The 20292-nt window shown below is 63.6% G+C and carries 17 protein-coding genes; 7 read left to right on the top strand and 10 right to left on the bottom strand.

Going from position 1 to position 20292, the window contains the following annotated elements; all coding sequences use genetic code 11:
• Nucleotides 1-12: 12 nt before the first annotated feature.
• From ACFE8X_RS03015 to ACFE8X_RS03005, 3 genes are all read right to left on the bottom strand, one after another.
• Nucleotides 13-993 carry an SDR family oxidoreductase gene (locus tag ACFE8X_RS03015; RefSeq protein ID WP_375449973.1) on the bottom strand — a complete coding sequence of 327 codons (981 nt, stop codon included), beginning with the start codon at nt 991-993 and terminating at the stop codon, nt 13-15.
• A gap of 186 nt (nt 994-1179) precedes the next feature.
• Nucleotides 1180-2265, bottom strand: a complete 1086-nt coding sequence (locus ACFE8X_RS03010) for a mandelate racemase/muconate lactonizing enzyme family protein (protein ID WP_375449972.1) — start codon at nt 2263-2265, stop codon at nt 1180-1182.
• A gap of 7 nt (nt 2266-2272) precedes the next feature.
• On the bottom strand, nt 2273-3751 hold the full coding sequence (locus ACFE8X_RS03005; RefSeq protein WP_375449971.1) for an aldehyde dehydrogenase family protein: 1479 nt from the start codon (nt 3749-3751) through the stop codon (nt 2273-2275).
• Nucleotides 3752-3917: 166 nt separating this feature from the next.
• On the opposite strand from ACFE8X_RS03005, the gene ACFE8X_RS03000 reads away from it, so the two are divergent.
• The 7 genes from ACFE8X_RS03000 (at nt 3918) to ACFE8X_RS02970 (ending at nt 11808) form a co-directional block, all read left to right on the top strand.
• Nucleotides 3918-4652, top strand: coding sequence for an FCD domain-containing protein (locus ACFE8X_RS03000; protein ID WP_375449970.1), 735 nt, complete (start codon nt 3918-3920; stop codon nt 4650-4652).
• 37 nt (nt 4653-4689) lie between these two features.
• Nucleotides 4690-6342, top strand: coding sequence for a GMC family oxidoreductase (locus tag ACFE8X_RS02995; RefSeq protein WP_375449969.1), 1653 nt, complete (start codon nt 4690-4692; stop codon nt 6340-6342).
• Nucleotides 6332-7057: an SDR family oxidoreductase gene (locus ACFE8X_RS02990; RefSeq protein WP_375449968.1), complete on the top strand. Its 726-nt coding sequence runs from the start codon at nt 6332-6334 to the stop codon at nt 7055-7057. Before ACFE8X_RS02995 ends, ACFE8X_RS02990 begins: the two co-directional genes overlap by 11 nt.
• Nucleotides 7058-7258: 201 nt before the next feature.
• Nucleotides 7259-8242, top strand: coding sequence for an ABC transporter substrate-binding protein (locus ACFE8X_RS02985; protein WP_375449967.1), 984 nt, complete (start codon nt 7259-7261; stop codon nt 8240-8242).
• A gap of 64 nt (nt 8243-8306) precedes the next feature.
• Nucleotides 8307-9842 carry a sugar ABC transporter ATP-binding protein gene (locus ACFE8X_RS02980; protein WP_375449966.1) on the top strand — a complete coding sequence of 512 codons (1536 nt, stop codon included), beginning with the start codon at nt 8307-8309 and terminating at the stop codon, nt 9840-9842.
• Complete coding sequence (locus ACFE8X_RS02975; RefSeq protein ID WP_375449965.1) at nt 9839-10840, top strand: ABC transporter permease; 1002 nt, start codon at nt 9839-9841, stop codon at nt 10838-10840. Before ACFE8X_RS02980 ends, ACFE8X_RS02975 begins: the two co-directional genes overlap by 4 nt.
• Nucleotides 10837-11808, top strand: coding sequence for an ABC transporter permease (locus tag ACFE8X_RS02970; RefSeq protein ID WP_375449964.1), 972 nt, complete (start codon nt 10837-10839; stop codon nt 11806-11808). Before ACFE8X_RS02975 ends, ACFE8X_RS02970 begins: the two co-directional genes overlap by 4 nt.
• Before the next feature lie 31 nt (nt 11809-11839).
• Here ACFE8X_RS02970 and ACFE8X_RS02965 read toward each other — a convergent pair whose 3' ends face one another.
• From ACFE8X_RS02965 to ACFE8X_RS02935, 7 genes are all read right to left on the bottom strand, one after another.
• A complete protein-coding gene (locus tag ACFE8X_RS02965) occupies nt 11840-13447 on the bottom strand; it encodes an FGGY-family carbohydrate kinase (RefSeq protein ID WP_375449963.1) in 1608 nt (535 codons plus the stop codon).
• 1 nt (nt 13448) lies between these two features.
• Nucleotides 13449-14177 carry an SDR family oxidoreductase gene (locus ACFE8X_RS02960; protein ID WP_375449962.1) on the bottom strand — a complete coding sequence of 243 codons (729 nt, stop codon included), beginning with the start codon at nt 14175-14177 and terminating at the stop codon, nt 13449-13451.
• Nucleotides 14178-14260: 83 nt separating this feature from the next.
• Nucleotides 14261-15511 (bottom strand): sugar ABC transporter permease, encoded by a 1251-nt coding sequence (locus tag ACFE8X_RS02955; protein ID WP_375449961.1) that lies wholly within the window; start codon nt 15509-15511, stop codon nt 14261-14263.
• Entirely contained in the window at nt 15508-16326 is an 819-nt protein-coding gene (locus ACFE8X_RS02950; protein ID WP_375449960.1) for an ATP-binding cassette domain-containing protein, read from the bottom strand. The genes ACFE8X_RS02955 and ACFE8X_RS02950 overlap by 4 nt, the downstream gene beginning before the upstream one ends.
• Before the next feature lie 57 nt (nt 16327-16383).
• Nucleotides 16384-17451 (bottom strand): sugar ABC transporter substrate-binding protein, encoded by a 1068-nt coding sequence (locus tag ACFE8X_RS02945; protein WP_375449959.1) that lies wholly within the window; start codon nt 17449-17451, stop codon nt 16384-16386.
• Nucleotides 17452-17656: 205 nt separating this feature from the next.
• On the bottom strand, nt 17657-18541 hold the full coding sequence (locus ACFE8X_RS02940; RefSeq protein ID WP_375449958.1) for a helix-turn-helix domain-containing protein: 885 nt from the start codon (nt 18539-18541) through the stop codon (nt 17657-17659).
• A 366-nt stretch (nt 18542-18907) separates the two neighbouring features.
• Nucleotides 18908-20038, bottom strand: a complete 1131-nt coding sequence (locus tag ACFE8X_RS02935) for a hypothetical protein (protein WP_375449957.1) — start codon at nt 20036-20038, stop codon at nt 18908-18910.
• Nucleotides 20039-20292: the final 254 nt, after the last annotated feature.

Raw genomic sequence — 20292 nt, 5'->3', positions numbered from 1 at the left:
GAATGTGCTGGCCTATCCGAGGGCGGATTGCGCCTGGCAGATGCGATCGACCAAGGCGTCGAAATCGCCCTTTGGCGGACGGTTCGCGGCCAAGCGCTGTTTGAGGTGCACTATTGGCTCGGCTAGAATGTCCTCGAGGCTTTCGGCGCAGGTAAAGTCCCCGGCCACTCCCTTGACCTTGGAATTGTCAAAGATCGCCGTCCAGGCCTTGTCCCCCACCAGGGGCCCGATCCAGTCCGGATTGTAGCGGATCAGGGTATCGGTGGGAACATGCACGATCCTGGCTTCGACGCCGAGCAGGGCCGCGATTGCTTTCTGGATATCGTTCCAGGTATGGGCCCGGTCGTTGGTGATGTGAAAGATGTCCTTGAGTGCCGCCGCCTTGCCGAACAGCCCGACAAACGGCACCGCGAAATCCACCGAACGCGTCAGCGTCCAGGGCGTACTGCCGTCTCCGGCCACGATCGTCGGCTCGCCATCCAGCATCCGTCGCGCCATGATATCGCTGTCGCCCATCATGATCGGCAAGCCCGTCCGCACGGTATGGCTTGGGCGGACGATCGTCCAGGCCAGCGCGTCTGCCGTCATGAGCAGGTCTTCGCAGGCGATTTTGGCCTGGCTATAGGCCCAATAGGGATTGATCGCCGGAGTCTTCTCGGTGATCACGTAGTGGCGCGCCGGCTTTTCATAAACCGAAGCCGACGAGATGAAGATGTACTGCCCGCAATGGCCTGAAAACACCTCGATGTCGCGCGCGATCTGGTCGGGCGTGAAGGCAATGAACTGGCACACGACGTCGTAGTTCGCCTTGGCCAGGTCGGCATAGTCCGGCGCCGCAAGATCGCCGACGATCGAGGTGACGCCCGCTGGCAGTGCGTCCGCCCTTTTTCCGCGATTGTAGACGCTCACTGCATGACCTTGGCGAACCGCAAGCTCGACGCAGGGATAGGAAATCTGGCCGGTGCCACCAATGAAAAGAACGTTCAAAGCCATGCAAGGAACCTCATTGTCGAAAAACGGAATTGCTCGTCGCTCCAAGGCGCCACGAGCCCGTGCCGCTTCTGTGGCACGCAGGATCCCGACCATATACCGTTCGCGCTTGCGGCGTGACGATAACAAAATCAATTCTTTCCACGATCGCCGCCTCCAACCCGATGGACTGGCCACAGGGCCCTTGCGTCAGATCGCTTTGCGCAGCTTGGCCCAATCAAATTCCACCCCGATGCCAGGCGTGTCGGGCGCCACTGCCAGTCCGTCCTGCAGGCGCAGGGGCCTTGTGGTATAGGTGTCGATGTCGAAGCTGTGCGCTTCGACCCAGCCGGCATTGGGCTGGGCCGCCACCAGGCTCACATGCAGCTCCTGCATGCCGTGGCTGCACACGGGAATGCCCGCTTGGCGGGACAGTAGCGCCACCCGCAGGAAACCCGTTATACCGCCGCAATTTGAGGCATCGGGCTGGACATAGGCCAGCTTTGACTGGGCAAAGGCATATTCGAATTCGTGAATGGTGTGCAGGTTCTCGCCCATCGCCAGTGGCATGCCGGTAACTTCGGCAATCTGGGCATAGCCCGCATAGTCGTCAGCAACGATCGGCTCCTCGAACCATAGCAGGTCGAACGGTTTGAACGCCGTGGCAGCTGCGATGGCGCGGGGCACGTCGAGCGCATAATTGGCGTCGACCATGAACGGCATGCCGGCCCCGATCAATTGCCGGACGGCACGCACCCGCTCGACGTCTTCATCCAGGTCATCCTTGCCCACCTTGATCTTGACCGCGGTAAAGCCCGCCGACCGATAACCCTCGATGCTCGCCAATAGCTCCTCGAGCGTGTCGTTGAGATCGATGCCGCCCCGATAGGCCTTTGCCGTCGACCCGGCACCACCGGCCAGTTTCCAGAGCGGCAGATTTTCGCGCTTGCCCTTCAGATCCCACAGCGCGATGTCGACGGCCGACATGGCAAAGCTGGTGACGCCACCCCGCCCGACATAGTGGATGTGCCACCACATGGCATCATGGATAGCCTCGATCCCGGCGGCATCCCGCCCGATGAGCAAGGGGATGAGGTCCTGCTCGATCAGCGCGAGGATGGCCCTTCCACCCCGGCCGCCGGTATAGGTATAGCCCGTACCCTCGATGCCATCCTCAGTGCGAACGGTCACGGTGATCAGCTCGAAATGGGTGTGCGCCCCGTGCTTGGCATCGGTCATCACCTTCGGCAGCGGCACACGAAACAATTGCGGTTCGACGCTTTCGATCCGGGTCATTGCCGCCTCAAGACCAGTTCACATACATGGTTTTCTTGCGGAAATAGCCGTCGAGACCATACTTGCCGTCTTCCCCGCCCAGCCCTGACTGGCCCCAGCCGGTATGAAAGCCCTGCACCAGTTCCCCGCTGCTGCGGTTCACATAGATCTCGCCGAAGGCCAGCGCCTCGGCCGAGCGCATCAGCCGCTTGAAGTTTTGTGAATAGACATAGGCCGACAGCCCGTATTCGCTGTCATTGGCCAGCGCCAGCGCCTCCTCGAAACTGCCGACCGTCATGGCCGGGATAACGGGCCCGAAGATTTCCTGGCGCATCGCCGGTACGCTGTTGTCGCGCACCTTGAGGATGGTGGGCGCATACCAATGCCCCTTGGCGTAATGGCCATCACGCAGCGCGCCGCCCTGCAGCCGGATTTCAGCGCCGGCGGCAATGCTTTCGCGCACGATCGCATCGACCTTGTCGCGTTCGGGCGCGCTGATTTTCGGCCCGATATCGGCGTTGGACAGGGGATCGCCGACGCGCAGGCGCTGGGTCCGCGCCACCAGCTTGTCGAGAAATTCCTCGGCGATTTTCTCGTGCAGGTACATGCGCTCGTTGCAGGTGCAGATCTGCCCGCAATTGCCGAACCGGGCGGCCACCGCGCTGTCCGCGGCTGCGTCGATGTCGGCGTCTTCCATGACGATGAACGGCGCCTTGCCGCCCAGCTCAAGGCGCAGCACCTTGATCTGGTCGGCGCCGGCGCGATAGATTTCCTTCCCCGCTCGCGTGCTGCCGGTCATGGTGATCAGGTCCGACCGCGGATCGGTAACCAGCGCTTCGCCCGCGGTCCGGCCGGCCCCGGTCACCACGTTGAACACGCCGGGGGGAAACCCCACGGCCTGGGCCAGCGCTGCCAGCGCAATGCCGGAAAACGGGGTGAACTCGTGCGCCTTGAGCACGAAGGTATTGCCCGCTACCAGCGCCGGACCCAGCTTGCGGGCGGCCAGCGCCGCCGGAAAATTCCATGCCGTCAAGCCCACGACTACGCCATGCGGCACCCGGCGGATCCACACTTCCTCATTGGGTACGTCGGAAGGAAAGATATCGCCCTCGATCCGCCGGGCGCTTTCCGCCGCGTAGCGCAAGAAGGTTTCCGTCGCGCCGATCTCGCCCATGGCCTGATTCAGCGGCTTGCCCTGTTCGGCAACGACGATGCGCGCCAGGACGCCGTCATTGGCTCGCACGGCATCGGCGAGCGCGACGAGGAACTTGGCGCGTTCATAGGGCGGCAAGGCCGCCCAGGCCGGTTGCGCCTTGCGGGCGGCCGCTAGCGCCTCGGCGGCGTCCTCCGCGGTGCCTTGGGGAATGGTGCCGATAATGCGCTCGTTCGCCGGATTTTCGACCTCGAACACGTCGCGCGCACTGCCATCTGTCCAGCGGCCATCGATAAACATCTGCCCGCGAAACGCTCCGGTCCCGGTCAGCTCCGAAAGAATGTGCTGCAGCATGTTGCAATACCCACCCAGATTTAATCGGACCAAAGTTTGTCAGCTTTGTCGCCAAGTCAAGCCAGATGTGCTCATCGCCACGTTATCTCCATATTTGGTACGACCAAAAACTTTAGGGATTGCGCTTTGGCGCAAATTTGGTTGAACTGGCCGAGAGGAGACAAGCGTGCTGGGCAAAGTCGATGATCTGGACGAACACGGGTTTGAACCGGGCAGCCGGGCGGCCGATGCCGTGGTGAGCCAGCTTGAAGCCAGGATCGGCTCGGGACAATTGCCCGATGGCAGCTTCCTTCCGGCCGAGCGCGATCTGATGGCCGAATTCGGGGTGAGCCGCACCGTGGCGCGCGAAGCCGTTGCGCGACTGGCGGGCAGGGGCCTGATCGAGACGCGACCACGCTTTCGCCCGGTCGTGCGCCGGCCCGATTATGATGCTGCGCTGTCTGCGCTGGGCGGGGTGGTTGCCCAATTGCTGGGCCAGGCCGGCGGGGTCAAGAACCTCTACGACACCCGCGTTTTCCTCGAAGCGGCACTGGTGCGCCATGCGGCGCTGTATGCGCGCAAGCACGACATCGACAAGCTTCGCCTGGCTCTCGCTGCCAACGAAGCCGCCATCGGCAATTCCGCGGCGTTCTATCTGACCGATATGGCGTTTCACGCGGCGCTGTACGAGTTGCCCAACAACCCGGTCATGCCCGCGATCCACCGCGCTTTTACCGCCTGGCTTCGCCCCCATTGGGAGCGCATGCCGCGGGCGCCGGAGCGCAACCGGGTCAATTACCTCAGCCATCGCACCATTTGCCAGGCCATCGTGGAGCGCGACCCGGATGCGGCCGAACAGGCGCTGCGCGGCCATCTGGGCGCGGCCTGGGAATATGTGCGGGGCACGTTCGAGACCACCTGACTTCAACAGAGGCAGGTGGATGGGAGGATCACTGGGCGTGACGCAGGAATTCGATCATATCGTGGTAGGTGGCGGCGCTTCAGGCTGCGTGGTTGCGGCGCGCCTCGTGGAAGCGGGGCGGCGCGTCCTGCTGCTGGAAGCCGGCCACTCCCATCACCATCCCCTGCTCGACATGCCGCCGGGCATCTTCAAGATGATCAATGGCAGCAAGTTCATGCGCTATCACGCGACCACGCCCCAGGAGCATCTGGACGGGCGCGTGCACGAGATCAGCCAGGGCAATGTCCTGGGCGGCGGCACCTCGGTCAACGCCCAGGTCTATATGCGCGGCCGCCCGTCGGACTATGCGTCCTGGGACGAACTGCTGCGCGGCAACAATGCCGGTATCCGCTGGGATTGGGAGCAGGTGCTGCCGCACTTCCGCGCCATGGAAGGCAATAACCGGTTCTTTGACGAGCGACATAATGACAGCGGGCCGCTGCTCGTCTCGGACCCCGGCCATATCGATGATGTATCGCGCTGGTTCGTGCAATCCATGCAGGGGCTCGGCGTGCCGTTCACGCCCGATTTCAACGGCCCGGCGCAGACCGGGGTCGGCTTCTACCAGTTCATGAACCGGCGCGGCAAACGCTCGAGCGCAGCCTACGCCTTCATCGAACCGCTGATGAAAAACCCGCTCCTGACCGTCAAGCTCAACGCTGCCGTGCAGCGCATCACCATCGAGAACGAGCGTGCGACCGGCGTCGTCTATGCCGATGCCGGCGGCGAACACACGGTGGGCTCGGCGGGGGAAGTCATAATCTGCTCGGGCGCCCTCGTGACGCCGAAGGTGCTGATGCTGTCGGGCATCGGGCCGGCCGAGCAACTGCGCGCGCACGGCATCGACGTCGTGCTGGATGCGCCCGGCGTTGGCCAGAACCTGATCGATCACCCCGAAGTGCCGATCCTGGCGCATTTCAACGGGCCCTACGGCTATTTCGGCCACACCGATGGCTGGCGCATGCTGATGCACGGCCTGCAGTTCAAGGCCTTTGGCACCGGCATGGTCACCTCGGCCGGCGTCGAGGCCGGAGCCTTCGTCAACCCGATCGACCCCGACGCCGAACCGACCATCCAGGCTTTCTGCGTCCCCTTCGTCTATCTGGACCGGGACCTGCTCAAGCTGATCGATCCGACCCATGGCGTGACCGTGACGACGGTGGTCACCAAGCCAAAATCGCGTGGCTTTGTCGCATTGCGGTCCGCCGATCCGGCCGACATGCCGATCGTCTCGCCGCACCTGCTCAAGCATCCCGACGACATGGCGACCATGATCGCCGGCCAGCGCTTTTTTCTCCGTGCCTTCCAGAACGGTCCGCTCGGCGCGCGGGTGGACACGATCCTGCGCCCCGATCCGGCCGACCTCGGCGACGAGGCGCTGGCAATGCACTGCAAGCACATGGTCAAGACCAATTACCACCCCGCCGGCACCTGCCGCATGGGACCCGACGGCGATAGCCTGGCCGTCCTCGACGCGCAGATGAAGGTGCGCGGCATCGACAACCTGCGCGTGGCCGATATGTCGGTCTGCCCAACCATCAATTCCGGCAATACGGCGGCTCCCGCGATGATGCTGGGCAGCCGCTGCTCCAGCTTTATCCTGGGCGCGTCGGCCAGCGCCGTGACCACGCAGGTCAGCCATGTCGCTTGAGGGCAAGACGGTTTTGGTCACCGGCGCCGGCAAGGGCATTGGCCGTGCCACGGCCTTGCTGCTGGCGCGCTCGGGCGCCCATGTGGTGGCCATGAGCCGCACGAAAGCCGATCTCGATAGCCTCGCCGCCCAGATCGACTGCACGCCGATCGTCCTCGATCTCGGCGACGCCGAGGCGACCCGCGCTGCGGCACGAGCCGCCATGCCGGTCGATTTCCTGGTCAACAATGCCGGAACTACCACCTTGGAGCCGTTTCTCGAGACCCGTGTGGAAAGTCTCGAAGCGGTAATGGCCGTCAATCTGCGAGCGCCGATGATCCTGGCGCAGGAATATGCCAGGGACCATATCGCCAGGGGCCTTGGTGGCGCCATCGTCAACGTCTCCAGCAATGCGGCGTGGATGGGCTGGGCCGATCATGCCGCCTATTGCGCCAGCAAGGGCGCGCTGGACGCCATGAGCCGGGTGATGGCCAACGAACTGGGCCGCCACGCCATTCGCGTCAACTGCGTCAATCCCGCGATCACCCTGACGCCGATGGCGGTCAAGGCCTGGAGCGATCCGGCAAAAGCTGCCCCCATGCTGGCCCGCATGCCGCTCGGGCGGTTCGTCGAACCCGAGGAGGTGGCTGCGGTCATCCTGTTCCTGCTGAGCGACCAAGCCGCCATGATCAACGGCATCTCTATGCCAATCGACGCGGGGTTCGCCGTGAATTGATGCAGCGAATGGCAGCGACAAAGCAGATTTATGCATGTGTTTCCTGAAATGCAATTCAGGATAGTAATTTGCTATGTGGATAGAAGTACAAATATCTGATTATATAGTGTCTTGACACGATGAATACTATGACGAACTATAACTGCTCGTGGTCAAAGCCACATGCTCGCGCAATAGCGAGATCAATGGGAGGAAACAGTCATGTCCATTACACGCCGTAGTCTGCTCATCGCATCGGCGGCCAGCGCCGCCGCATCGCTCCTGGCGGCCCGTGCCTTTGCCGCGGCGCCCCCGCTGGAAAAAAAGGACACCTACAAGGTCGGCTTCGCCCAGACCGAAAGCAACAATCCCTGGCGCTTGGCCCAGACCAAGTCCATGCAGGACGAAGCCACCGCACGCGGCTGGCAATTGGTCTATACCGATGCAGCCGGTTCCGCCGCCAAGCAGGTTGCCGACGTCAACTCCATGATCGCCCAGGGCGTCGATCTGATATTCCTCGCCCCGCGCGAAGAAAAGCCGCTCATCCCTGCGATCATGGCGGCAAAAGGCGCCGGCATTCCCATCATCCTGCTCGATCGCAATGTCGACCAGAGCCTGGCCAAGCCGGGCGAGGATTACGTCACCTTCATCGGCTCCAATTTCATCGAGGAAGGCCAGCGCGTCGGCGAATATCTCGTCGGCCTGGGTGGCGACAAGAAGATCATCATCGAGCTCGAAGGCACCACCGGCTCATCGCCTGCCAACGACCGCAAGAAGGGCTTTGACGACGTCATCGCCAACAACGCAGAGTATCAGATCGTTGCCTCCCAGTCCGGCGACTTCGCCCGCGACAAGGGCCGCCAGGTCGCCGAGACGCTGCTCCAGGCGCATCCCGATGCCAATGTCATCTATGCCCACAACGATGAAATGGCGATCGGCGCCATCGCGGCTCTCGAAGCTGCCGGCCGCACCGCGGGTCGTGGCGATTGCCTGGTCTTTTCCATCGACGGCGGCAAAGAAGCCGTGCAACTGGTTGTCGATGGCAAGATCGAGGCCGTGGTCGAGTGCAATCCGCGCTTCGGCCCCAAGGCTTTCGATACGGCAATTGCCTATTCGGGCGGCGAGGCCATCGCGCCGGTGATCATCAATCCCGACCAGATGTACACGCCCGAAAACGCCGCCGAGCTGCTTGCCACGGCCTACTGACCTCAAAGTCCGCACCTGCCCATCGCACCTTTGGGCAGGTGCCCGATTTTCTGGAGACGCGCGCATGGCCGATGCTAGCCTGTTGTCGATGACCGGCATCGAAAAACGGTTTGCCGGAATTCCGGCGCTCTCCGGAGCGTCGCTGGACATCGCGCCCGGCGAAATCCATGCGCTGATCGGCCAGAATGGCGCCGGCAAGTCCACCATGATCAAGGTGCTGACCGGCTACCACCGCCGTGATGCTGGCGAGGTGCTGTTCGCAGGCCAGCCATTCGAGGTCGCCTCGCCCAACCAGGCCCAGGCGAGCGGCATCAGCACCATCTATCAGGAAATCAACCTGGTCCCGCTGCGTTCGGTGACCGAGAACATCTGTCTTGGCCGCGAGGCGCGCCGCTTCGGCCTTTTGGACTGGAACGCCATGCACGGGGAAGCCGAGCGGCTCCTCACCACTTTCGGCATCGCGATCGACGTGCGCCGCCCGCTGCTCGATTTCAACACCGCCACCCAGCAGATGGTGGCTATCGCCCGCGCCATCGGGTTTTCCGCCCGCCTCGTGATCATGGACGAGCCGACCTCCTCGCTGGACGAAGGCGAGGTCGCCATGCTGTTCAAGGTTATCCGCCAACTCAAGGCGGATGGCGTATCGGTGGTGTTCGTCAGCCACAAGCTCGACGAGCTCTATCGGGTGTGTGACCGCGTCACCATCATGCGCGACGGCAAGACCGTGCTCACCGCCGACATGGCCACCATCGGCAAGCTGGAACTGGTCTCGTCCATGCTGGGTCGTGACGTCAGCCAGGCGCAAGGGCACGCCACCGCTTTTACCAAAGGCAGGCGCGAGAAAGGCGAAACCGTCTTTTCGGCGCGCAATCTGGCGGCGCGCCAGGCCGTGCAGGACGTCAGCTTCGATGTCCGCCGTGGCGAGATCGTCGGCTTTGCCGGCCTGCTGGGGGCAGGGCGCACCGAAACGGCCCGGCTGATTTTCGGCGTGGATCGATCCCGCGCCGGCTCCATGCAAGTCGAGACACGGCCCCATGACCCGCAACGCCCCAGGGACGCCATCGCCGCCGGCATGGGTTTTGTCACCGAAGACCGCAAGCTCGAAGGCATCGTGCCCGAACTCAGCGTCGCCGAGAACATGACCCTGGCGCTGCTGCCCCGCATCAGCCGCAACGGGGTCGTCTCGCAGACCCGCCAGCGCGAACTGGTGGAGGGCTTCATCCGGCAGCTCGCCATCAAATGCTCGGGCCCCAACCAGAAAATCCGCGAACTCTCGGGCGGCAATCAGCAAAAAGTGCTGCTGGCACGCTGGCTCGCGACCGACCCCAAATTCCTCATTCTCGATGAGCCGACGCGCGGCATCGACGTCGGCGCCAAGGGCGAAATCCAGGCCCTGATCCGCGCCTTGGCCGACCAGGGTCTTGCCGTGCTGATGATTTCCTCCGAACTTGAAGAAGTGGTCGAAGGCGCCGACCGCGTCTTTGTGCTGCGCGAAGGCCGTACCGTGGCCGAACTGGAGGGCGACGCCATCAGCGAGGATCGGGTCCTCGGCGCCATGGCCGATGGCCATTCGAGCCAGACCGAGCAGGTGCGGACATGACCCAGACCCTGCCGGCCCCCGGCGCAGCCCAGCCCCGCAGGCTCGATCCCTTCGAATTCCTGTCGCGCTACGGCACCCTGATTGCGCTGGCGCTGCTGCTCGTTTTCAACGTCATCTTCACCCGCAATTTCACCACCGTGCAGACGCTCAACGTCAACCTCACGCAGGTCTGCACCATCGTCATCGTCGCGGTCGGCATGACCATGGTGATCGGCACGGGCGGCATCGATCTGTCCGTCGGCTCGATCATGGCCATATCCGGCGCCCTCGCGCCCATGATCTTCCTCGGCACCATCATGCCGATCGGCGATATCAACCTCGCGGTCACCCTGGCCATCCTGGTGGCTCTGGCCGCAGCCACGGTGCTCGGGCTGTTCAACGGCTGGCTCGTGGCACATTTCCGCATCCAGCCGATCGTGGCGACGCTGGTGCTGTTCATTGCCGGGCGCGGCATTGCCCAGGTCCTGACCAATGGCAATCTGCAGGTCTTCAAGGTTCCCCAGTTCCAATGGATCGGTCTCGGCCGCCCCTTCGGCATTCCGGCTCAGGTCATCATCATGGCTGTCATGGTGGTCATCGCGGCCTGGATCCTGCGCCGCACCATCCTGGGTCGCCGCATCCTGGCGACTGGCGGCAATGAGAGAGCCGCGGAACTGGCCGGCGTGCCCGTTACCGCCGTCAAGCTGACCGTCTACGCCGTCAGCGGCTTCTGCGCCGGCGTCGCTGGCCTCATCGTCATCGCCATCAATTCCGCCAGCGATGCCAACCTCGTCGGCATGGGCATGGAACTGGACGCCATCGCCGCGGTCGCCGTGGGCGGAACCCTGCTGACCGGCGGCAAGGCGACCATCATCGGCACGCTGATCGGGGCGCTGACCATTCAGCTCGTGCGCTACACGCTGCTCGCCAATGGCGTGCCCGATGCGGCTGCCCTCGTGGTCAAGGCAGTCATCATCGTCATTGCGGTCTGGCTGCAGCAGCAGGGGAGGGCGCGGTGAAGCGCAAACTCGACGCCGGGAGCTTGCTCGGCACCTATGGCGTGGTGCTGGCTCTCATCGCGCTCGTCGCCTTTGGCTGGTGGCGCTACGAGAACTTCCTCGGCCTGTTCAACGTCATGAGCGTGCTGCGCTACAATTCCATGTTCGCGCTGGTGGCGCTGGGCATGTGCTTCGTCATCATGACCGGCGGCATCGACCTGTCGGTCGGCTCTACGGCCGCCCTGGGCAGCGTCGCGGCGGCCCTGGCCAGTCCCTATGGCATCATTCCCGGCGCAGTGGCCGGCACTGGCGTCGGCCTTCTGGTGGGCCTCATCAATGGCCTTCTGGTCACCCGGCTCGCCATCATGCCGTTCATCGCCACGCTCGCCACCATGCTGGCCGCCAGCGGCACCGCCCTCCTGCTGGCCAATAACCAGTCGGTCTCGGTGTCCTATGACAGCGGCTTCACCACTATCGGACAGGGCAATCTCTGGATCCTGCCGGTGCCTGCCGTGATCGCCGCCGTCGCCTACGCCCTGGGCTCGGTTCTGCTCAACTTCACCAGCACTGGCCGCACCGTGCTGGCCATCGGCGGCAATGAGGAAGCCTCCCGCCTCATGGGCCTGCGCACCGACGCGATCAAGTTCCTGACCTATGCTGCCAGCGGCGGCTTTGCCGGCCTGGCCGGTGTCATCCTCGCCTCCCAGTTCGGGGCCGGCCAGCCCATCGAGGGCGTGGGCTGGGAGCTCTTCGCCATCGCCTCGGTGGTAGTGGGTGGAACGCTGCTGACCGGCGGGGTCGGCTCCGTGGGCACGACGCTGGCGGGCGTGCTCCTGCTCGGCATCCTGTTCAACGTGCTCAATTTCGAAAACGGCATGGGCTGGATTTCCCTCTCGGCCTACTGGCAATCGGTGATCCGCGGCGCGTTCCTATTGGTCGTCGTCGTCATCCAGGCCCGCCTCATGACCCGCACTGCACCGGCCGGGTAAACCGCTTTGAGTGTAAACCTCGGGAACAGGCCTAGCTGCGTATGGCTCTCGCTGCGTCCTGCAATCTCCCGAACGCCTCGCCGCGCCTTGTGTGCCAGGCGCGCCATGCCGGATTGGGCCGATACTGATCGCCCAGGGCACTCATCGCTGGCATGGCTGCAAGCGCGTCCGGAAAATGACCGTGCGCCAGCGCCCCCAACATGGCTGCACCCAACAAGACCGGCTCCTCAGCATCGGTTGCAGCGACCGTCACCCCCGTCGCATCCGCCAATATCTGGCGCACGAGCGGGCTCTGCGCGGCGCCGCCACTGACCACGATCGTATCGATCTCGATATTCTGTTCGGCCTGCGCGGCGATAATCTGGCGCACGCCATAGCCCAGTCCCGCAAGTCCGGCCAGGTAGAGCCCGATCAGGGTCTTGAGACCACCATTCATATCGAGGCCGGCGATCAGCGCCCTGGCATCGGGGTCCGCATGGGGCGAGCGATTGCCCAAAAATTCGGGAACCACATGAATGGTGCCGATAAGCTCGGGCGCCTGCGCCGCGCCACCGGCCCGTTCGGCCTCGCGCGCGAGCCAGGCCACCAGCGACAGGCCCTCCGCCTCGGCATGCTCGCGCGCGCCGGGGCTGGCCGGATGGTACTGGACCAACTGCTCGATCGCTGCACCCGCCGCCGACTGTCCACCTTCGTTCAGCCACAAGCCAGGCACCATCGCCGAATAATAGGGTCCCCAAACGCCAGGCACGAAAGCCGGGCCATCGGTCGTCGTCATCGTGCAGGCGGACGTGCCGAACACATAGGCCATCCGCGACTGGACGCTCCCTTGCCCGCCGCGTGCCCCCACCGTACCCAGCCCGCCCGCATGCGCATCGATCAGCCCGGCCCCCACCGCGGTGCCGAGGGGAACACCGAAGTCCGCCGCCGCCGCCGCCGTCAAACCGTCACCCAAGCGCGTACCGCCGGGAACCACTTCGGTCCCGACGCGGGCAAAGCCGTCCGCGGCGAGATCGTCCAGGCCGACGGCAGCGAAATAGCTGGGGTCCCAGCGCTGTTCATGGGCCAGATAGGTCCACTTGCAGGTCAATGTGCAGACCGAACGCACCAGGCTCCCCGTGGCGCGCCAGGTCAGATAGTCAGCGAGATCGAAGAACTGCCAGGCGGCTACATAAGTCTGCGCCCTGTTCTCCCTGAGCCACAACAGCTTGGGCGTTTGCATCTCGGGCGAAATCGTGCCGCCGACATAGTCAAGAACCTGATGCTTGGTCGCATTGATGCGCGCCGCCTGTGCGCTGGCGCGATGGTCCATCCACACGATGATGTTGCGCTGCGGTGCGTCCGGCGCGCCAACCGGCAACGGCTGGCCTCCTTCGCCCACCACGACCAGCGAGCAGGTGGCATCAAAGCCGATGCCCTTGATCCAGGCCGGATCGACGCCGCTCGAACGAACGGCCTCGCGAACGCTGCGCGCCACGGCCTGCCAGATGTCCTCGCTCGATTGCTCGGCAATATCGCCGCTGTCGCGAAACAGATCGATATCGTGCTTGCCCGATCCCAGCATCGCTCCGGTGGCATCGAACACCCCGGCACGGGCACTACCGGTGCCGACATCGACGCCGATGAAATAGGTTGCGCTCATCTCAGAGATCATTGCTTTGCGGCAGGATCACCAGGTCGCGGATGGTGACATTGCGCGGCCGGGTCAGCATGAACTTGACTGCGGCAGCTACCTCGGAGGGCTCCATCAGATCCCCGGCCGCCATCGCCGCATCCAGTTTTTCCTTGGGCCAGTCGCTGATCAAGGCCGTCACCACCGGGCCGGGCGCAATCGCCCCCACGCGGATGCCATGCGGCGCCACCTGCCGCCGCACCGTGTGCACGAACGCCTGGATGGCGTGTTTGGAGGCGGTATAGATCGGCTCCCACGCCACCGGCACCAGCCCGGCGATCGAGCTGGTCATGATGATGTCGCCGCTCTTGCGCTCGATCATATGCGGCAACACCGCATGCACCGAACGAAACGCGGCATTGATGTTGAGGTTGAGCATGCGGTCCCACTGGTCGGGATCGCCTTCCGCAATCGGCCCGCCGACATAGGAGCCGGCATTGGCATGAAAGATGTCGAGCTGCCCGGTCTGGCTCAGAATCTGTGGCAGCATGGTCGCAACGCTCCCCGCATTGGTCAGATCGACCACCACCGGCAAGGCCTGCTCCCCCAGTTCGGTACAGATCACGCGCAATCTGGCTTCGTCGCGATCGACCAGGGCCACGCGGGCGCCGGCCGCCAACAGCGCCTTGGCGCATTCGAGGCCAATGCCCGATGCCGCGCCGGTAATTGCGGCAACCCGGCCTGTTAGATCCTGATCCATGAAACCTGTCTTTCAATGAGCTCGATAGAGGCCGCGCGGCGGCACGATGCGGCGGGCGCCAGCGGCGCCTGCCAAGATATGGCTCAGGCCCGGCCGTGCATCACTCGCGACCGCCGCGCCAGTGAGTCGACGATGACCGCGATGGCCAGAACGCCGCCGGTGATCATGTAGCGCAGCGACGAACTCAGATCGAGCAGGGTCAATCCATTGGCGATGGACTGGATGACGATGATGCCCAGCAGCGCCGAATAGGCACTGCCGCGCCCGCCGAATAGGCTGGTGCCGCCAATCACCGCCGCCGCAATGGCGTTGAGGTTGACGTCGCCGGTTCCCGCCTGCTGGCTGGCCGAAGCCAGGCGCGATGCTGCCAGCATGCCCCCCAGCGCTGCAAACATGGAGCAGCACACGAAGGCGCTGGTATAGATCGCCTTGACGTTGATGCCGGCCCGGCGCGCCGCTTCGCGATTGCCGCCGACCGCCGTCATCGAGCGGCCCCATTGCGTGCGCGTCAGCGCATAATTCATGCCGACGACCAGCAGCACGAACAGCGCAAACATCCACGGCACGCCGCGCGAGGTGTTGAGATAGGCAACGCCCAGTTCCAGCCCCAGCGTTACCACCACGGCAAAAAACAGCACGCCGCCCAGCGATTTGGCGGACAATCCCGCCGCCCGGCGCCGCGCGGCGGTACGATATCCGGTCACCAGCATGGCAATGCCCGGGATGGCGGCCAACCCATGGGCAATCGGCTGCGGCATGGTCAGCAACTGGCCGAAATCCACCAGCGGCGAGCCATAGGGCAGGTTGATCGAGCCGGTGCCGCCAAGAATGTAAAGCTGCAGCCCCAGCACAGCCAGCAGGCCCGCCAGCGTCGCCACGAAGCTGGGCATGCCGAAGCGGTTGTAGAGCTGGGCATAAACATAGCCGATCAGCCCGCCGACGGCGAGCGCCCCCAGGATCGCCAGCGGCACCGGCCAGCCGTGATTGACCCACAGCACACCCAGCAGCGCCGAGGCAAACCCGCTGACCGAGCCGATCGACAGGTCGATCTCGCCCACCATCAGCATCAGCACGACGCCCAGGGCAATGACGCCAACGGTCGAGCTGTCGAACAGCAGGTTGACCAGGTTGGTGCTCGACAGAAATATCGGGTTGAGCGTGGCGAACACCGTCCAGATCAAGACGAGACCGACCACCACCGGAAGCGCGCCCAGATCGCCTGACCGGACCCGGTCGAGGAACGCGCTGATCGCGCCGCCGATACCGTCCTCGTGCTTGACCCGGATATCGGCGCGGTCGAGCAATTGCTGCTGCTTGTCCACATTGTTGCTCATGGCTGCGGTCCTGCGTTGAGAGTGTCTTGCGCCTTGCGGCCGGCACGGCGCGATACCGAATTGTCCGAAGCGCCGGTGATGGCGCCGACCAGTTCGGCATTGGAAGAATCGGGGTCGAAGACCCCGTTGTTCTTGCCCAGGCGCAGCACCACGATGCGATCGGCGACGGCACGCACGTCTTCCATGTTGTGGCTGATCATCACCACGCCCAGCCCGCGATCGCGGACCCGTTCGATCAGGTTGAGCACTTCGGCGGTCTGGGCGACACCAAGCGCCGCGGTCGGCTCATCGAGCAGGATGATCTTGGGATCGAGCAGCAGCGAGCGCGCGATCGCCACGGTCTGCCGCTGGCCGCCCGACAGCGAGGCGACCGCTTCGCGCACGCTGGGAATGCGGGCGGACAATTCGTTGAGCAGCGTCCAGGAGCGGATTTCCATGCCCACTTCATCGAGTTGCAGCGGGTTGAGCTCCTTGCCCAGAAAGATATTGGCGACCACGTCGAGGTTTTCGCACAGCGCCAGGTCCTGGAACACGGTGGCGATGCCGATGGCCAGGGACGCTGCGGGATTGGGCAGCGTCACCGTCTGGCCCCGCACGTGGATGGTGCCCGAGGTCGGCCGGTGCACGCCGCTGAGGATCTTGACCAGCGTCGATTTGCCCGCGCCATTATCGCCCACCAGGGCCACCACTTCGCCGGCATGCACGTCGAGGTCGATATTGGTGAGCGCGGAAACCGCGCCGAAATTCTTGGATATGCCACGCAGGCTGAGAAGCAGCTCGCCCGTCGTGGCGCTGTCGCGCGATGTATCGGTCATCCTGGGCGAGCCTTTCAAAAGAGGGGTCCGCCTGGCCCGGGGGCCAGGCGGCATGGATCATGGGGTGATGCCAAGGGCCTTGCAGCCATCGACATAGCGATCGACGCACAGCACGTCGGCGCCCACAATGCCCTTGTCGATGATTTCGGCCTTGAGGTTCTCCGCCGTCACCACTGCCGGCACGAACAGCTGGCTGGGGGTGTCGTAGAGCGTGGTTTCAGCCACCGGCGTTTCCCCCTTCAGCAGCGTCACCGCCACATTGGCGGCAGCGGCGGCCACGATCTCGCTGGGCTTGGAGATGGTGTTGTACTGATCGCCCGCGATGATCAGCTGCAGCGCCGCGATCGTTGCGTCATTGCCCGAAACCGGGGGGACCGGATTGACGCCCGCCGCCTTGAATGCCGCGATGGCGCCACCGCCGGTCCCGTCATTGGCCGCGACCACGCCCACGATCTGCGCCCCGAACCGCGCGATCTGCCCGCTGGCCCATTCCTGCGCCTTGGGTGGCGCCCATTCGGGCGTATCGTACTCGGCCAGCGTCTTGTAGCCGGCGCTGGCGATGCCTTCATGGATGCCGTCCTTGATCAAGCCGGCCGCCGCGTCCGTGGGCGACCCGTTGATCTGCAGGATTCCCACATTGTCGGTCGCGACCCCTTCGGCGGTCAGGTGGCCGACCAGCGATTCGGCGATGGCGCGCCCGATGCCCTGGTTGTCGAACGACACGTAGAAGTCCGCCTTGGCGCCGGGAATCGGACGATCATAGGCGATCACCTTGACGCCCTGGCTTTGCGCGGCTTGCACCATGCCTGCGGCCGCCGAGGAATCCACCGGGTCGAGCACGATGATCTTGGCGCCCTGGGTGATCGCCGAGTTGAACTGTTGGCTCTGCTTGGTCGCATCGGCATCGGCGTTGAGGTACAGCACCTTGCAGCTCTCGCACAGCTTCTTCATCTCGGCTTCGAAGCCGGGAAAGTCGTGCTCTTCGTAGCGGGTCGATGCCTGGTCGGGCATCAGGAAGGCGACGGTCGAATTGGTAATGTCCGCCTGCGCCATGGCGGCCGTGCCGCTGAGCAGCACCAGGCCGAGGCCGGCCATGCCGATACGGGCGCTCAAGAATTGTGTCATGCGATTGTCTCCCATTGATGTGGATTGCAGCTTGGCGCTGCGCTACAGATATCGAGAGGGTCCGGGCAGCGGCGTTGACGCGCCCATGCGGTTCGGCTCCTCCCAGATGCGGAATTCTGGACGTGACGTCTCGATCGCGGGCCGCCATCGGCGCGCCCGCGCTCGTCTCTGCGGCGATGTGTTGCTCCTCCTACTCCTTCACTGTTCAGGCGGCTTCGGCCGCTCTTGCGTTCTGCTCCAGCAGCGTCCTGAAGCGGCTGGGCGGCATGCCCTTCTGCGTCAGGAACTGGCGATTGAAATTGGACAGGTTGTTGAAGCCCACCGCGTAGCAGATTTCGGTGATCGGCATGGCCTCGTCGCCCATCAGCAACTGGCAGGCCAGGTTCACCCGGAGCCGGTTGACATATTGCACCAGCGCCATGCCGGTATGCTTGCGAAAGCTGCGCGAAAACGCGCTGGGGCTCTGCCCCGCGATCTGTGCCAGGTCCGCTTCGTTGAATGGTTCGGTCAAATGCCCGCTGATATGGGCCAGCGCCTTGTTGATGCTGACCGACATATAGCCCGAGGGGTCTGGCAAATAGGTCGAACTGGCAAGCGTTCGCACCCCGCTGGCCCGGCACAGGCTGCCCATGACATGCATGAACAATTCGATCCGGCGCACGCCCTGCGCCGCGATCAGCTCTTCCAGCGCCGGCGCCACTTCGGCGCCCGTGGCGGCCGAAAACAAGGCCCCATGCCGGCTCTGCTCGAGCACCCGCTCGAACGCGCCCAGTTCGGGCAGCACCTTCATGGCATTGCCGATGAAATCCTGGGAAAACTGCACGATCCGGCAGCGCAGCGGCACCACCGCGCCTTCCGGCAACTCGCTCACCCAATTGTGTGGCAGGTTCGGTCCGGTGAGCACCAGATTGCCGGGCTCGAACTCACCGATGAAATCGCCCACGAAATAGCGCCCGCGCGTCGCCACCACGTGGTGCAACTCGTATTCGGGATGAAAATGCCAGCGCACGGTATGAAACGGATAGCCATGCGACCAGGCCTTGAAGGACTCCCCGCGACGGATTTGAACGACCTCGAGGTCCGGCTCCATGAACCCTCTCCCTTTTTGACCAGACCGCTAGCGATCCCGTCTCCTCCTGCAGGCCGGCTATCCGGTTCTCTGCATGGCTTTGAAGCTAATCCCGTCCGCCCCGCCGCGCCACTACATGGCGCCCGCTTCACTGATACTTTTTTGCTCTTGTCTCTGCGTTGAAAGGCACAACCAGAGCCACAACGAACCGCTCCGCCCGAAGCGGTCGCCCAGGCGGGCATTATCGATTACATCGGGAAACTGGTGCTGCCGGACAGGATTGAACTGTCGGCCTCCCCCTTACCAAATCTGCGACTTATAGTTCATACGCCAGCATATGCAGGTGTCTTGTGCAAAGTGTGCTAAAACTGTGCTAGCACACTTTCGCTAGTATCCGAAGAAGATGCGTCGTACCGCTTTCGCTCTAGCCTCGGCCTTCGCCACAGAGTTCAACGCCGTTCCGTCATCGATTTCCTTAGCATCTTCGCGTTGCTCGATCGCACCCAGCACTGCATCGACGATAGCCGCGAGCCTCGGTGCGCTTTGGTCCTTGCCTGGGTCGTTGGGCAGATTCTGTGACTGGTCCAGCCACCTGTTGGATGAAATTGGGTCAAGAACCTTCGCTTGCACCAAAGCCCAGTGTGTCCAGTTTTCGAGTTCCTGGATCGAGTTGTCGTCAGTCGTCGAGTTGCGCACTGCCGCAACATAATCGCGAATATCGTTGGCTTGGCGGTGGGCTGCAGCATCACGCAGAAGACTGTCGATCCGCGCTTTCTGTTCGGCGGCAAGTTGCTCAAGCCGTCCCCGCTCTTCGCGTTCCAGCTGCTGGCGCCGTTCCTCAATTGCTTTGGCCTGACGTTCAATCAGGTTCGTGTGCTGTAAAACGATCTGAGTGCGATATTTGACTTCACCAGCGACGATCATTGCCACCGCAATGTCTTCGATATGTGCCTCAACTTTGTCCTTGGCAGTATCTTCCCATTTGGTGCGAAACGTCTGGTCATTCACGCCGTAGATCGTCACGACCAGAGGGTCGGAGGCCGGTCGCATCGCGTCGGAGCTCGACCGGTGGGAATACCGATCCTGCTTCGGGTGGTCCACAGAAACGCTGAGGTCTTGCTGTCCAACGCGATAGGAGAACCCGCCAGGATTCTTCTCGCGCATCGTGGGGTGATATCCTTGGCGGTGAATGCAGACCATAAGGGCATTCATCAAGCGAAGCCGGCGCTTTTCGAAAGGCGCCTCGAAGTAGGGTGCATCCCAGCTGTAGCGGTATGGCTTGGCCAGGTACGCATCTCTGCGCTGCGCATCGACCTCCAGAAGCTTGGCAATGAGGCCGTGCGCTTTTGAGAAGTCACGTGGAATGGTCACTTTGCCAACCAGCTTCCTGACACGTTCAACGACAGCCTCTATGGGCTCATGGAAGGTAGGAGCTGGGCCGATCACAGCAGTGATAAGATCGGTCTGGCCTTGATACGACCAGCGTCCATCATCACCGAAAGTGACCCTGTCGCTCATGCCCAGACGGCGCTCTGGCAAAGGCAGATTTGAAACCGCCTTCCCGGCTGCCAGTTTGGCCCAATGTCCACGCGGTGGCCGCGGAACGTCGTACTCTCTGCAGACCTTGGACAACCAGACGTCGGACACACCGAGCTCTGTCGATAATGCTTGGCCCGGCTTGGACCAAACAAGGCGATGCAGTTCTTGTCGAGTGAAGGATCGTTTCATGGAGACAGAATGGTGAGAATAGGCATCGAAACGGGCTGCAAGTT

This window comes from uncultured Devosia sp., assembly GCF_964244875.1.
Classification (GTDB): Bacteria; Pseudomonadota; Alphaproteobacteria; order Rhizobiales; family Devosiaceae; genus Devosia.
Note: the sequence above shows the minus strand (reverse complement) of the source record. Positions and strands in the feature narration are given on the sequence as shown.

Excerpts from the sequence above, each read along its gene's own strand:
- ACFE8X_RS03015 (WP_375449973.1), bottom strand. The coding sequence starts at position 993 with ATGGCTTTGAACGTTCTTTTCATTGGTGGCACCGGCCAGATTTCCTAT.
- ACFE8X_RS03010 (WP_375449972.1), bottom strand. The coding sequence starts at position 2,265 with ATGACCCGGATCGAAAGCGTCGAACCGCAATTGTTTCGTGTGCCGCTG.
- ACFE8X_RS03005 (WP_375449971.1), bottom strand. The coding sequence starts at position 3,751 with ATGCTGCAGCACATTCTTTCGGAGCTGACCGGGACCGGAGCGTTTCGC.
- ACFE8X_RS02990 (WP_375449968.1), top strand. The coding sequence starts at position 6,332 with ATGTCGCTTGAGGGCAAGACGGTTTTGGTCACCGGCGCCGGCAAGGGC.
- ACFE8X_RS02985 (WP_375449967.1), top strand. The coding sequence starts at position 7,259 with ATGTCCATTACACGCCGTAGTCTGCTCATCGCATCGGCGGCCAGCGCC.
- ACFE8X_RS02980 (WP_375449966.1), top strand. The coding sequence starts at position 8,307 with ATGGCCGATGCTAGCCTGTTGTCGATGACCGGCATCGAAAAACGGTTT.
- ACFE8X_RS02975 (WP_375449965.1), top strand. The coding sequence starts at position 9,839 with ATGACCCAGACCCTGCCGGCCCCCGGCGCAGCCCAGCCCCGCAGGCTC.
- ACFE8X_RS02965 (WP_375449963.1), bottom strand. The coding sequence starts at position 13,447 with ATGAGCGCAACCTATTTCATCGGCGTCGATGTCGGCACCGGTAGTGCC.
- ACFE8X_RS02960 (WP_375449962.1), bottom strand. The coding sequence starts at position 14,177 with ATGGATCAGGATCTAACAGGCCGGGTTGCCGCAATTACCGGCGCGGCA.
- ACFE8X_RS02955 (WP_375449961.1), bottom strand. The coding sequence starts at position 15,511 with ATGAGCAACAATGTGGACAAGCAGCAGCAATTGCTCGACCGCGCCGAT.
- ACFE8X_RS02950 (WP_375449960.1), bottom strand. The coding sequence starts at position 16,326 with ATGACCGATACATCGCGCGACAGCGCCACGACGGGCGAGCTGCTTCTC.
- ACFE8X_RS02945 (WP_375449959.1), bottom strand. The coding sequence starts at position 17,451 with ATGACACAATTCTTGAGCGCCCGTATCGGCATGGCCGGCCTCGGCCTG.
- ACFE8X_RS02940 (WP_375449958.1), bottom strand. The coding sequence starts at position 18,541 with ATGGAGCCGGACCTCGAGGTCGTTCAAATCCGTCGCGGGGAGTCCTTC.
- ACFE8X_RS02935 (WP_375449957.1), bottom strand. The coding sequence starts at position 20,038 with ATGAGCGACAGGGTCACTTTCGGTGATGATGGACGCTGGTCGTATCAA.